General features: G+C 49.4%; 9 protein-coding genes. All 9 read left to right on the forward strand.

Annotated elements, in window-relative coordinates; translation table 11 throughout:
- Positions 1–235 precede the first annotated feature (235 nt).
- A complete protein-coding gene (locus FVR03_RS00790; protein ID WP_147919851.1) occupies positions 236–1378 on the forward strand; it encodes a glycoside hydrolase family 26 protein in 1143 nt (380 codons plus the stop codon).
- A 77-nt stretch (positions 1379–1455) separates the two neighbouring features.
- Complete coding sequence (locus tag FVR03_RS00795; RefSeq protein ID WP_147919852.1) at positions 1456–3327, forward strand: sodium:solute symporter family protein; 1872 nt, start codon at positions 1456–1458, stop codon at positions 3325–3327.
- Between the two features lie 57 nt (positions 3328–3384).
- Positions 3385–4602: a glycoside hydrolase family 130 protein gene (locus FVR03_RS00800; RefSeq protein ID WP_147919853.1), complete on the forward strand. Its 1218-nt coding sequence runs from the start codon at positions 3385–3387 to the stop codon at positions 4600–4602.
- Positions 4602–5822 carry an AGE family epimerase/isomerase gene (locus tag FVR03_RS00805; RefSeq protein WP_147919854.1) on the forward strand — a complete coding sequence of 407 codons (1221 nt, stop codon included), beginning with the start codon at positions 4602–4604 and terminating at the stop codon, positions 5820–5822. The genes FVR03_RS00800 and FVR03_RS00805 overlap by 1 nt, the downstream gene beginning before the upstream one ends.
- 327 nt (positions 5823–6149) lie before the next feature.
- Complete coding sequence (locus tag FVR03_RS00810; RefSeq protein WP_147919855.1) at positions 6150–7385, forward strand: glycoside hydrolase family 27 protein; 1236 nt, start codon at positions 6150–6152, stop codon at positions 7383–7385.
- A 280-nt stretch (positions 7386–7665) separates the two neighbouring features.
- Positions 7666–9069 (forward strand): sialate O-acetylesterase, encoded by a 1404-nt coding sequence (locus FVR03_RS00815; protein ID WP_147919856.1) that lies wholly within the window; start codon positions 7666–7668, stop codon positions 9067–9069.
- A 189-nt stretch (positions 9070–9258) separates the two neighbouring features.
- Positions 9259–10578, forward strand: a complete 1320-nt coding sequence (locus FVR03_RS00820) for a glycoside hydrolase 5 family protein (RefSeq protein ID WP_147919857.1) — start codon at positions 9259–9261, stop codon at positions 10576–10578.
- Positions 10579–11013: 435 nt separating this feature from the next.
- Positions 11014–12102 (forward strand): SGNH/GDSL hydrolase family protein, encoded by a 1089-nt coding sequence (locus FVR03_RS00825; protein ID WP_147919858.1) that lies wholly within the window; start codon positions 11014–11016, stop codon positions 12100–12102.
- A 174-nt stretch (positions 12103–12276) separates the two neighbouring features.
- Complete coding sequence (locus tag FVR03_RS00830; RefSeq protein ID WP_147919859.1) at positions 12277–14610, forward strand: glycoside hydrolase family 3 N-terminal domain-containing protein; 2334 nt, start codon at positions 12277–12279, stop codon at positions 14608–14610.
- Positions 14611–14766 lie beyond the last annotated feature (156 nt).

A 14766-nucleotide genomic window follows, 5' to 3' on the forward strand; every position in this document is an offset into this window, starting at 1 on the left:
TTATGCTGAAGTAGCCATAAAACTATAGATTTGCTAACAGTTATTAGGTTCAAGATCTGCTCCTAGGAAGAAGTCTATTAGTCTTAATAAGGCTACAGGGTGAAATCATAAGAAAGATGGGATAAGCACGAATTATTCAAATGAAAATCGCCTTCCAAATGAATTTTATGCCAGCACCATTCAAGGGTGATTACCATGCGCTGTGTTACAGTTTAACTGCTTTAACTTAAACAAGATGCAAAGAAAAAGGCCTTCCGTAACTTACCTTATATGTTGCCTGTTGGTGCTCCTGCTGGTAGTGTCGGGCAAGGCGCAAGTACGACCTGTAAACCCGAAGGCAACACCCGAAACAAAGAATTTATATGCCAACCTGAAGCGGCTTTCGCAGAAGGGCGTCATGTTTGGCCATCAGGACGACTTAGCGTACGGAGTAGGCTGGGCTTATGAACCCGGCAGCTCCGATGTAAAGGCAGTGACGGGTGAATATCCTGCTGTATTTGGCTGGGATCTGGGAGAACTGGAGATGGGAAAGCAGGCAAACCTCGACGAGGTGCCTTTCGACAAAATGAAGGCCATGGCGCAGCAAGCGTACACTATGGGCGGACTGAACACCTTTAGCTGGCATTTGCATAACCCGGTGGAGCCTGCCAAAACCAGTTGGGATAAGGTAGATTCCACCATCAAACAACTGTTCTCCGATAAAAAGGCGATGAAGCGCTACAAGTCCTGGCTAGGAACCTTGGCAACTTTTATGAAGAGTCTGAAAGGCCCGGATGGTGAACTGATTCCGGTGGTGTTCCGGCCTTTTCATGAGCACACTGGCAGTTGGTTCTGGTGGGGACGCGACCACTGCACCCCTGAAGAATACATAAAACTGTGGCGCTTTACCATTGACTATCTGCGCAAAGAAGAAAAAGTAAACAACCTCCTGATCGCCTACTCCACCGACAGGTTCAACTCCAAAGAAGACTACCTGGAGCGATACCCCGGCGATGATTACGTGGATATGGTAGGGTTTGACATTTACCACCGCCCGCAGCCCGGTGTTGCCGATTCTTTTGTGCCAGATACTCGCCGGATGGTGGAAACACTGCGCGAGATAGGGCAGGAGAAAAACAAAGTGTGGGCCCTGACCGAAACCGGCCTGGAAATGATTCCGGATGAAAACTGGTGGACAGAGACCCTGTTACCGATTGTTAAGGACTCCGGTTTATCGTATGTGCTGCTTTGGCGCAACGGGCGCCCTGATCATTATTACGCACCTTATCCGGGGCAGAAGAGTGCGAGTAATTTTATAGAACTGTACCGGCAACCAAACATCCTTTTCTTAAACGATGTGGCAGAGGAGCAGCTGTATAAACCCCTGAAATCGAATTAAATTAGCAGGAGAGGAGTGTGCAATAGAGCGCTGCTGCTGCAAGTGGCTCCTTCAAACCTTAAGCAAACAACCCAAAAATGAAGCTAACCATACTAGATGCCAGTATTATACTTCTTTACCTGATTGGAATAACTACCATCGGACTGGTACTCCAAAAGCGGGCGAAAGCAAGTAAAAGCGCTTACCTGCTCGGTGGGAATACTTTGCCCTGGTATGCGCTCGGCCTGTCGAATGCATCGGGTATGTTCGATATTTCAGGCACGATGTGGATGGTGATGCTGGCCTTTGTGTATGGCTTAAAGAGCATCTGGATTCCCTGGCTCTGGCCTTCCTTTAACCAGATTTTCCTAATGATGTTCCTGGCCGGCTGGCTACGCAGGTCTAATGTAACCACGGGTGCCGAATGGATGCTGACCCGCTTCGGCAGGGGTAAAGATTCCCAGATGTCGCATTCCATTGTGGTGGTGTTTGCGCTCCTGAGTTGCCTGGGCTTTCTGGCCTATGGGTTTATCGGGCTGGGTAAGTTTGTGGAGATTTTTATTCCCTGGTCGGTCGTTTCGCCTTATGTTCCTTTCTATGTTGCCCCTGAGTTTGTGCCGCATCTGTACGGGCTGGCCTTTACTTCCTTTGCCGTTTTCTATTCCATTATCGGTGGCATGGCCAGTATTGTGTGGGCAGATGTGCTGCAGTATGTAATCATGACGGTGGCAAGCATTACCATTGCCATTATTGCCATGGCGAACCTCAATGTAGCTTCTCTTAACGTGCCGGAAGAGTGGATTACGCCTTTCTTCGGAGCCAGCCTGAACATGGATTGGACCGGGATCATAGATGAGGTAAATGATAAAATACAGTCAGACGGTTTTTCGCTATTCGGTATTTTCTTTTCCCTGATGCTCTTTAAAGGCATCCTTGCCAGCCTGGCAGGTCCCGCACCTAATTACGACATGCAGAAGATCCTGTCGTCGCAGTCGCCAACGGATGCCGCTAAAATGAGTGGTTTCGTGTCGCTGGTACTGCTCCCGACCCGTTACCTGATGATCATTGGATTTACCGTTCTGGCGATTTTGAACTACCACCAGCTTAACCTGGAGTCGGCAACCGGAATCGATTTTGAGAAGATTCTGCCAGCCGCCATTTCAAACTTTGCACCCTCTGGCGTGATGGGCTTGTTGCTGGCTGGCCTGTTGGCGGCTTTTATCGGTACGTTTGCCGGTACGCTAAATGCAGCCCAGGCCTACATCGTAAATGACCTTTACCTGCGGTATGTAAACCCAAGAGCATCTAACCAAAAGATAAGCACCGTTAACTACCTCACGGGTGTGGTGGTGGTGCTGGCCAGCGTGGTGCTGGGTTTTTTTGCCAAAGATGTAAACAGCCTGCTGCAGTGGATTGTGGCCGGTTTGTATGGCGGCTATGTGGCAGCCAATGTGCTCAAGTGGTACTGGTGGCGCTTCAATGCCAGAGGCTTCTTCTGGGGCATGCTGGCGGGTATTGTGTCTGCACTGGTATTCCCCTCTTTCTTCGATGGTTTAGACCTTTACTACTTCCCTTTGCTGTTCGCCATATCTTTGGCCGGAAGTATTATTGGCACTTTTGCCGGTCCTCCCACTGATGAAGCAACGCTTAAGAGCTTCTACAAAAATGTACGCCCCTGGGGTTTCTGGAAACCAATAGATGCTCTCGTGAAAGCAGAAGATCCTTCCTTTGTAGAAAACCAAAACTTCTGGCTCGATGCTTTTAATGTGGTTATTGGCATTGTGTGGCAACTAAGCCTGGTGCTGCTCCCTATTTACCTCGTGCTGGGCATGCACATGGAACTCTCAGTAACAGGCGTGGTACTGTTAATTTGTTGCTTTATCCTGAAAAAGACCTGGTGGGACAAACTTGAAGCTGAAGGCACTGGTGTAGCTGCCGCGCTTAAGAAAAGGCTGGTATCCCAAAAATGATTTACTGCTGCTGCTAACAGACCCGGCAGTTCCTATACATACTAACAACCACTTGAAATGGAAAACTTATTTCAAAAAAGACTGGAAGGTTTAGAGAAGTCATATATTGATTTGATAACCCGCAAAAACGAGAAACTGCCTTTAGGAAACGGAGTTATCAAAAGGTATAAATACCCGGTGCTTACAGCCCAGCATGCCCCGCTGCTCTGGCGCTACGACCTGAACCCGGCTACCAACCCTTACCTGATGGAGCGCTTCGGGATTAATGCCACTTTTAACGCAGGGGCCATTAAGCTACATGGGAAATACCTGATGGTGGTGCGGGTTGAGGGGCTGGACCGCAAGTCGTTTTTTGCAGTGGCTGAAAGTGAGAACGGAGTAGATAACTTCAGGTTCTGGGAACGACCGATTACCATGCCCGAAACAGAGGAGCCTGACGTGAATGTATATGACATGCGGCTGACGCAGCACGAAGACGGCTGGATCTACGGCCTCTTCTGCACCGAGCGCAAAGACCCGAACGCCGGACCTGGCGATGAGTCTGCTGCCATGGCACAATGCGGCATAGCACGGACCCACGACCTGGTAACATGGGAGCGCCTTCCAGACTTGAAAACACCCTCACCGCAGCAGCGGAACGTGGTGCTGCATCCGGAGTTCGTAGATGGCAAATACGCGTTGTACACCCGTCCGCAGGACAGCTTTATAGAAGCTGGCACGCGTGGCGGAATTGGCTATGGCCTCGTGAATTGTATGGAAAACGCGGTGGTCAATGAAGAGCAGATTCTCGACGAAAAACACTACCACACCGTGTACGAAGTAAAGAATGGCCAGGGACCTGCTCCCTTGAAAACGACAAAAGGCTGGCTGCACCTAGCACATGGCGTACGTAACACCGCTGCCGGACTGCGATACGTGCTCTACATGTTCATGACAGATCTGGCTGATATCACCAAAGTAACCTGCAAACCAGCCGGATATTTTATTGCACCGGAAGGGGAGGAGCGCATTGGAGATGTATCGAATGTAGTGTTTGCAAACGGTTGGATAATGGATGATGACGGAACCGTTTTTATCTATTACGGCTCCTCCGACACCCGCATGCATGTAGCCACTTCTACTATAGATTTGTTACTGGATTATGTCACCAACACACCAGCCGATGGTTTCCGATCTGCGGCTTCAGTAGAAACAATTAATCAGATTATAGACCGTAACCTGGCTGTGCTGCAACAAAAGCAGGAGCTGGTTGCAAACGAAAATGCTAATTCCTGATGGAAACAGCAGTAGCAAAGGCCAGACTAGAGGTCTATCAGGCGGAGGTGGAAAAGGAGCTGTACAGCATCCTGGATTTCTGGATGCGCCACGCATCTGATACCCGAAACGGAGGATTTGTAGGCAAGATGGACAACCAGGGCCAGGTTGACTACGACGCACCCAAAGGAAGCGTGCTCAATGCCCGCATTCTATGGACTTTTGCGGCTGCTTACCGGCACACCGGCGAAACTAACTACTTAGCAATGGCTGATCGGGCGTTTGATTATGTGCTGCAGCATTTTCTGGATAAAAACTTTGGCGGTGTTTACTGGTCGGTGACGGCAACGGGCGAGCCTTTAAATACCCGGAAGCAGATCTATGCACTGGCTTTTATGATCTATGGCCTGAGCGAGTATTACCTGGCCACCCAAAAAGCGGAGGCGCTGCAGGTATGCCAGGAGTTATTCCGGTGGGTAGAGCAGTATAGTTTCGATCCGGAGCAGGGAGGATATTTAGAGGCTTTCAGCAGGGAAGGTGCGCTTCTGGATGATCTCCGCCTGAGCGAGAAAGACCGGAACGATCCCAAAACCATGAACACCCACCTCCACATTTTGGAGGCATACGCCAACCTCTACCGTATATGGCCCGATGCGCAGCTAGCAACGCAGCTGGAGCATCTGATAAAGGTATTCCTGGAGCATATAATTGATCCTGATACCGCCCATCTGAAGCTATTCTTTTCGAAAGACTGGATACCTGCCGCAGACCTTGTTTCCTATGGCCACGACATTGAGGCTTCCTGGTTATTGGTAGAAGCGGCAGTGGTGCTGGGAAAGGAGGAATTGATTGAGAGATCAAAAGAAGTGGCTGTAGCTATGGCAAACGCTACAACAGAAGGGCTCCAGGCAGATGGCAGCCTTTATCATGAACTGGACAAAGCCACCAACCACTACGACACCCACCGCGAATGGTGGGTAAGTGCCGAGGCGATGGTAGGTTTCCTGAATGCTTACCAGCTGACGAATAATGGTAGCTTTCTGGAGCATTCTCAAAATGCCTGGGAATTCGCCAGAAAACACCTTATCGACAAAGAGCAGGGAGAGTGGTTATGGGGCGTTTTTGATGATTACAGCCCAATGCAGGAAGAAGACAAAATCGGTTTTTGGAAATGCCCCTACCACAATGCCCGCGTCTGCCTCGAAGTGATGTATCGTTGCGACAGTCTGCTGCTTGTTTAAGTTGATAATTTGGAGATTTGAAGATTTGGAAACTGGAAATATGAAGATGAAACAATAAAAGTGATGAATTTATCCATGTCATTAAAATCACATCCTGTAAATCCTTGAGATAGAGGTCTTATATAAAGATTCAGACAGAAACAATTACCTCTTTAAAAACACCAGAATAAGCCTTTATTCAGCTATTAACATCTCAGCCATACAATAGAAACTTTTGATACCCCATCTATAACTGAGCCTTGCCTACATTTATGTACTCATGTTAGTTCGTTCGGCACCTGGCGCAGCAGCTAACAGTTTACCTTACGCACTGTAATTACAAACAGCATGAACATAAAAATAATACTCTCCTTACTGAACTTGTTCGTTTTTTCAATTACGGCATACAGCCAGGGCAACAACTATGAGCAGAACTACAGCAAGTTTAAAGGCCTTGCCCTGACACCACCGATGGGCTGGAACAGCTGGAACAAATTTGCCTGCAACGTAAATGAGCAGCTGATACGGGAAACAGCCGATGCCATGATTTCTTCCGGCATGAAAGCTGCCGGATACACCTACATCAACATCGACGATTGCTGGCACGGGCAACGCGACAGCCTGGGCTTTATCCATCCTGACCCGGAGCGTTTCCCGTCTGGCATGAAGGCGCTGGCCGAATACGTACATGCTAAAGGCCTGAAGTTCGGGATCTATTCGGATGCTGGTTCTCAGACCTGCGGTGGCAGACCCGGCAGCCGGGGCTATGAGTTTCAGGATGCGCAAACCTATGCCAGTTGGGGCGTGGATTATTTGAAGTACGATTGGTGCAACACCGAAGGACTGAAAGCAGAAGGCGCCTACATGACCATGGCAGCTGCCCTGCAACGAGCCGGAAGACCCATTGTGCTAAGCATCTGCGAGTGGGGCACCGATAAACCCTGGGAGTGGGGACCAGAAGTAGGCCAGCTCTGGCGCACCACCGGCGATATCTACAACTGTTTTGACTGTATCGAAGACCACGGCACCTGGCAATCTTTTGGCGTGATGCAGATACTCGATAAGCAGGAGGGACTGCGCCAGTATGCCGGACCCGGCCAGTGGAACGACCCCGATATGATGGAAGTAGGCAATGGCATGGCCGTAAACGAAGACCGTGCCCACTTTACCATGTGGAGTATGCTGGCCGCCCCGCTCATTGCCGGAAACGACCTGCGCAACATGAGCAAAGAAACCACCGCCATCCTGACCAACAAAGAAGTAATTGCCGTGAACCAGGACAAGCTCGGCATCCAGGGCTTTAAGCTCAGCAGCAAAGACGGCCTGGAAACCTGGCTGAAACCTTTGGATGACGGCAATTGGGCAGTAGTGTTTCTGAACCGAGGCGATGGACCACGTAAAGTGGAGTTCGACTGGAAAAAGAATCCGATCACCGACGAGCTTTCTAAAGCAGAGCTTAATGCTTCCCAAACTACCTACAAAATCCGCAACGTCTGGACAAAGAAAGCAGCAGGTACTACAGCCAGATCCTTTAAAGCAGAAATACCAAAGTATGATGTCGTGATGCTGGTGCTGTCGAAGTAGTGGCAGTCTTAGGAGCTTCGCCAAATTAAAAATTAGAAATTCAAAATTGGAAATGTTGAAAAATGTGTTTTAATAGCCTTAGAAATACATTTTCATCTGTTCCTTATTTGTGAATGGCTGAATTTATTCTGCCAACAATACTTAGAGTATCAAAATCTCACATAAAAAAGCAGCGGCAGCATCAGCAGACATAAAAGACCTGGAAGGCTGTTTTCATTAGAATAATTTATATTTTTTGAAAAAGCACCACGCGCTTCATCTCTGCCAAAATCCTTGAAAAATGAGAAAACTATTACTAGTTAAACTGCTTTTGGTGGTACTCCAGCTAAGCACCTTACCTGATGTTCGGGCAAATGTGCAGTTGCCGGCCATTTTCGGCAATCACATGGTCTTACAGCAAAATGCCGAAGTATCGATCTGGGGCTGGGCCAAAGCGCTGGAAGAGGTTACCGTAACCAGTAGCTGGGATCAACAGGTAGTTAAAACCACCGCAAGCAACCAGGCCAAATGGGAAGTAAAACTGATGACACCTGCTGCCGGCGGCCCTTACACCATCAAAATAGAGGGCTACAATACCATCCTGCTCGAAGATGTGCTGATCGGTGAAGTTTGGCTCTGTTCCGGACAGTCGAACATGGAGTGGTCGGCCAGAGCGGGCATAGACAATGCAGAACAGGCAGTGGCAGAGGCAAATTTCCCTTTCATCCGATTTTTCAGAGTAGGATACCGAACAGCTGATGTGCCACAACAGGACCTGGATGGCCAATGGGTCGTGTGCACACCGGAAACCATGAAAGACTTTAGTGCAGTGGCTTATTTCTTCGGGAAAGATGTGCACCAGAACCTGAACCTGCCGGTTGGGCTAATAGATAACAGCTGGGGCGGTACACCGGCAGAAACCTGGGTGAACCCGGACCTGATTGCAAAAAACCAAGCCATGGCAGCCTCTGCTGCCACGCAAAAAGAAGTAACCTGGTGCCCTGTGGAGCCAGGCAAAACCTATAATGCCATGTTAAAGCCGCTTGTTCCTTACCATATTGCGGGGGTGCTCTGGTATCAGGGTGAGTCTAATACAAACGATCCGGAGAACTATGCTACCTTATTTCCAACTCTTATTCAAAACTGGCGAAGCGAGTGGGGCTATGAATTCCCGTTCTACTATGTGCAGATAGCGCCTTTCAAACACTATGGCACGCAGGCTGGAGCGCGCCTGCGAGATGTGCAACGCCGAGTACTGCAGGTGCCCAACACGGGCATGGTGGTGGTCAGCGATATAGGCAACAACGAAAACATCCACCCGACCAACAAACACGACATTGGCAAGCGCCTGGCAAACCTGGCCCTGAACCAGACCTATGGCAAAAAAGAACTCCCTTACTCCGGGCCACTTTTCCGTGAGATGAAGACAGACGGCAACAAAGCAGTGCTTTATTTCGACCATGCCGACAAGGGTTTGGTGAGCAAAAACAAAAAACTGACCCAGTTCGAAATTGCCGGTAGCGACCAGAAGTTTGTAAAAGCAGATGCCCGCATTGTAGGCAACACCGTGGTGGTGCAGGCAAAGCGGGTGAAGAACCCGGCAGCCGTGCGATTTGAGTGGCACAGTGCCGTAGAGGCAAGTTTATTCAACAAAGAAGGTCTGCCTGCCTCCAGTTTTAGAACGGATGATTGGGTCATTAAATAAGCTTCTCACAATTGAATTTTTTTATAGCGCGAGCGTCCTCGCTCGTGATGATTATTTCGAGGCCTCTGGCCGAGTTAAAGTAAGAAAGCGGCTGGGGAATATAAGACATAAGCGAGGACGCTCGCGCCAATCATTTTAAACACCCGATAGTTCTCTGTAGTCCTTTTTTAAAAGCTAGAAACACCGTTCATGAAAAGAATAAAACTAACCATACTCATGGCGCTACTGCTTGTAACAAACCTTCAGGCACAGGTAGCCTCTCAGTTTGTGAAAACGGACGGTAGCAGATTTGTTTTAGAAGGCAAACCCTATTATTACATTGGTACCAACTATTGGTATGGCGCTATTCTGGGTTCAACAGGTGAGGCAGGCAACCAGGAGAGGCTGCTGCAGGAGCTGGATTTTATGAAACAGAATGGCATCACCAACCTCCGCATTCTGGCCGGAGCACAGGGGCCAAACGATCAGCCATTTCGCGTTTCTCCAGCTTTGGAAATGGCTCCCGGCAAGTATAACGATACGCTGCTGGCTGGGCTGGATTTTATGTTGGCCGAGATGGGTAAGCGCGACATGAAGGCTGTACTGTATTTCAACAATAGCTGGGAGTGGTCTGGTGGCTACGGTCAGTACCTCAACTGGAACGGCTATGGCGACATTCCCTACGCCTTAGCAAACAATAACGATTGGGCAGGATTTATGCGTTATGTGAGCCAGTTCCTGAACTGTGAGCCCTGCAAAAGTCAGTTTGCCAACCACGTAAAATTCATGCTGAACCGCACCAACCAGTTCACCAACAAGAAATACACCGAGGATCCGGCCATCATGTCCTGGCAAATCGCAAATGAACCGCGTGCTTTCTCTAAAGAGAATATACCTGCCTATGAACAATGGATCAGCAGCACCGCAGCCCTTATTAAGTCACTAGATAAAAACCACATGGTATCTACAGGGTCGGAGGGAAGTCATGGCACCGAAGGATCGTTGGAAGATTATAAGCGGATTCATGCTGACCCCAACATCGATTACGTGACCATGCACATCTGGCCCAAAAACTGGAGTTGGCTTGATGCCAATAATATAGGCGGCACCATCGATAAAGCCATAGCCAATACAAAAGATTATATGGACAAGCACATGGCTGTGGCTCGCGACCTGAAGAAGCCCATCGTGATGGAAGAGTTTGGTCTGCCCCGCGACCAGCATTCCTACAATCTGAAAGATAAAACTACGTTCCGTGACAAATACTACAGCTATGTGTTCGATAGGGTGCTGCAAAGTGCCAGAACGGGAGGCGAACTGGCCGGCTGTAATTTCTGGGCCTTCAGCGGCACCGCACGGCCAAACCCTGCGCACGAATTCTGGGCCAACGGCGACGACCTGATGGGAGACCCGCCACAAGAAGAGCAGGGCCTGAACTCTGTCTTTGATCAGGACAGCACCATTCCGATAATCAAAAAGTACGCGGACGCAATTCAGAAGGAAACGAAAAAGGGAAAGGCAAAGAAATAGGAGCTAAGGTATGGCAGAGCGGAATATGAAATTTTTACTGATGTCAGGCAGAAATTTATCAAAGGTGAAAATTCCTTCATTGAGGGGAAAAGTAATTTGTAGGCCGCTGGTGCGAGCTTGTAGCTCGTACTTTCACCTCGCTTGATCACTCGAAATAGGCAAAATCAGAATGTTGAGAATTGATGCTTTACATTCTTTACCAAAGATTAGGGAAGAACGAGCTACAAGCTCGCAACAGCGAATAATATATCAAATTTGCTCTTCAATTCATCCCTGCAAGATCAGCTTCAAAGGGGAACGAAATAGACGCTGCGTAACATGAAATATTCAATTAAAAAGCGTCTCCGGTGGCCTTTTGACCTGATGCTGCTGTTAATTTTTAATACGATACACTGTTTTAATCACCAATTGCTATTATCTCAGAAGAATTCGCCAATGATCCGAAACTCACTTTACCTGTTGCTGCTTAGTATACTGCCTTTGCTGAGTGCCTGCAAGGTTGCTAGCAAAAGTGGCGGAGGACAAGTCAGCTTTATCGCTGCCGATAACCCGCATATACAGTACACTGGCCGCATCGATTTTTCTGATCCTAAAAAGCCAAAATTCTGGTCACCGGGTGTGTACATCCAGGCAAAGTTTCAAGGCACCCTCTGTGAGATTATGTTGAATGAGGAAGAACTATGGGGGAAAAACCACAATTACCTGGAGATTGTGATCGATGACCAGGAGCCATTCAGAATTCAGACTACCGGCAAGCAAAATACGATTCGGGTCGCAGAAAACCTGCCAGAAGGGGAGCACACCATCACCATCTGCAAGAACACCGAATCTAATATCGGTTACCTGGAGTTCCTTGGTTTTAATACTGAAAAACTGTTGCCGCTGCCCCCGAAACCGGAACGTAAGATCGAGTTTATCGGCAATTCCATTACCTGCGGTGCCAGCAGCGATATGTCGCAGATTAATTGTGGCCAAGGAGAGTGGCACGACCAACATAACGCTTACCTGGCCTATGGTCCAAGAACAGCCCGCAAACTGAATGCGCAGTGGCACCTGACCGCCGTATCAGGCATTGGGCTGATACACAGTTGCTGCGATCTGGAGATCCTGATGCCTCAGGTCCACGACAAGGTAAGCCTCCGGGAAAACAAACACCTTTGGGATTTCAGCCGCTACCAGCCTGATGTCGTGACCATTTGCCTCGGGCAGAACGACGGTGTGCAGGATTCTACAGCCTTCACCACTGCCTATGTCACTTTTATCAAGCGCCTCAGGGGGCATTACCCTAATGCAGAAATTATTTGCCTGACCAGCCCCATGGGTGATGAGAAGCTAACCGCTGCCCTGAAAAATTATCTGACAGGTGTAGTAAACTATCTGCAGCAGCAGGGCGACAAAAAGGTACATAAATTCTACTTCTCCGGAAGGTACACAGGCGGCTGCGATGCACACCCCAGCATGGCCGAACACGAACTTATAGCCAACGAATTAACACCTTTCCTGAAGAAGACGCTGCATTGGTGATATGAGAGAATTATTTATGACACATGCGTCTTCGTTCGTGACGATTATCCCAAGGCCTCTGGCCGCATTGAGGCTCCTTTAAAAGGCCATTTAACTTCAGAAATTAAATAGAGAAGCACTGGAGGTAATGATACTCAAACTAATATAACACAAACGACTTAGTCTATTAAAAATATGAAAAAATATACCATACTCGCCTTTTCACTGGCTATAGCGCTTCATTCCTGCGGCGTTACACAGCCATCAGCCACGCAGCACACAGAAGCTGCCACAGTTGCTGCCGAGCCTGCTTCCGCCCCAGCGAAGGCTACCGACAAGGAAATAGAGGACCTGCTGGCGCAGATGAGTATCGAGGAGAAAGTGGGGCAGATGACGCAGGTCACCATCGACCTGATTCTAAAGGATGGTACAACCACGACTATTGACGAGGGAAAACTTAAAAAGGCAATTCTGGATAAAAATGTCGGCTCTATTCTGAACGTGCGGGAGCATGCCTACACGGTGGAGCAGTGGCACCAGATCCTGACGGCCATCCAGAATGTAGCCACCAAAGAATCGCGGCTCAAGGTGCCGGTGCTTTATGGTATCGACGCCATTCATGGGGCTAACTACATCGCCGGCTCCACGCTTTTTCCGCACAACATCGGTATGGCCGCAACACGCAATCCTGAGCTGGTGAGCCAGGCGGCCAAAATTACAGCTATCGAAACCAGGGCCTCCGGCATTCCGTGGAACTTCGACCCGGTGCTGGATGTAGGGCGGCAACCACTGTGGCCGCGCTTCGAGGAAACCTTCGGAGAAGATGTACATATGGTAAAAACAATGGGTGCAGCCGCTATTAAAGGCTACGAACAGGACGGGCCGGGGCAAGACCATACGGTTGCCTCCTGCATGAAGCATTTCCTGGGCTACTCCGTGCCGGGATCGGGTAAAGATCGCACGCCATCCTACATTCCGGAGCAAATGCTGCGCGAGATTTTCCTGCCACCCTTCAAGGCTGCCGTGGAAGCAGGCGTGTCTACGGTAATGATTAACTCAGGTGAGGTAAACGGTACACCTGTGCATGGCAGCAAGTACTACCTGACCGACATCCTGCGGGGCGAATTGGGCTTTGAGGGTGTGGCTGTTTCTGATTGGGAAGATGTGATTCGCCTGCACACCCGCCACCGCGTGGCCGACACGCCAAAAGAAGCTGTACGCATGGCTGTGGAAGCTGGCCTGGACATGAGCATGGTGCCCACCGACTACTCTTTCTACGACTTACTGGTAGAACTGGTAAAAGAAGGCACAGTGTCAGAAGAGCGTATCAATACCTCTGTGCGCCGCATTCTGGTGCTGAAGAAGAAGGTTGGCCTATTCCAGAATGCATTCCCGATGCCGGAGCTAAAAGCGCAACTCCACAAGCCCGAATATGATCAGGTATCTTACCAGGCAGCTTTAGAAAGCATTACCTTACTGAAGAATGAGAAGCAGGTGCTGCCTTTAAGCAAGAATACGAAAGTATTGGTGGCTGGTCCTGGAGCAAACAGTCTGCCGGCCCTGCACGGCAGTTGGTCCTACATCTGGCAGGGGACCGATGCCAGCAAATACCCTGATAAAGCGAAAACAGTAGTGGCCGCTCTTGCCGCCAAGGCAGGAAAAGGCAACGTTATATCAAGTGCTGTAGCAGACTATAAGGCTGCCGCTAATTACAATGTAGCGCAGCTAAAAAAAGACACCAGGCAGGCACAGGCCATTGTGCTGGTGCTAGGGGAGAATGCCTATGCCGAAAGCCCCGGCGTAATAGATGACCTGACGCTGGACGCTGACCAACTGGCGCTGGCAAGAGCAGCTAAAGAAACAGGCAAGGCCGTTATCCTGGTGCTGCTGGAAGGGCGGCCGCGTATTGTCTCATCTATTGAGCCGCAGGTGGATGCGGTGGTGCTGGCTTATCGGCCATCTACCTTCGGGGCGCCAGCCATTGCCGATGTGCTTTACGGCGACTACAACCCAAGTGGTGTGCTACCTTTTACCTACCCACGCTATACCGGCGATATTTTGCTCTACGATCACAAAGGTACGGAACGCATACGCGAGGATGTGCCTAACACTTACGGCGATGCCGGCTTTAACCCACAGTGGGCCTTTGGTACTGGGCTGAGCTATACAACCTTCAGCCTCTCAGATCTGCGCACCGATAAAACTTCTTTTGGTGCTGCTGATAAGCTGCAGGTGTCGGTAAAAGTGAGGAACACAGGCAACCGCGCCGGCAAAAAGGCCATCGATCTCTTTAGCCACGACCAATACGCCAGCATCACGCCGAGCGTACGCCGGTTACGAGCCTTCTCGAAGGTGGAGCTGCAGCCAGGGGAGGAGCGGGAGGTGCGTTTCACGATAGGCGCATCAGATCTGGCTTTTGTAAACGAGCAGGGGCAATGGGTAACTGAGCCAGGAGCATTCGATCTGTTGATCGGTGACCTGAAGGTTACGGTAAACTATCAGGAGCAGGGAAAAGCTTCTTTGAAGTAATTGATTTTATAAACACGGAGGAGGAGTGGCATCAGGAGCTACCATTGCTGGAGGGCCTTTTCAGATGATTTCCAGTTTAATCTCTTTCGCTGGTGCGAACTTGTAGCTCGTACCTTCAGGATATTTATAACAGATATGGTTAGATTCTGTAGTATT

Source organism: Pontibacter qinzhouensis, assembly GCF_008017455.1.
Classification (GTDB): Bacteria; Bacteroidota; Bacteroidia; order Cytophagales; family Hymenobacteraceae; genus Pontibacter; species Pontibacter qinzhouensis.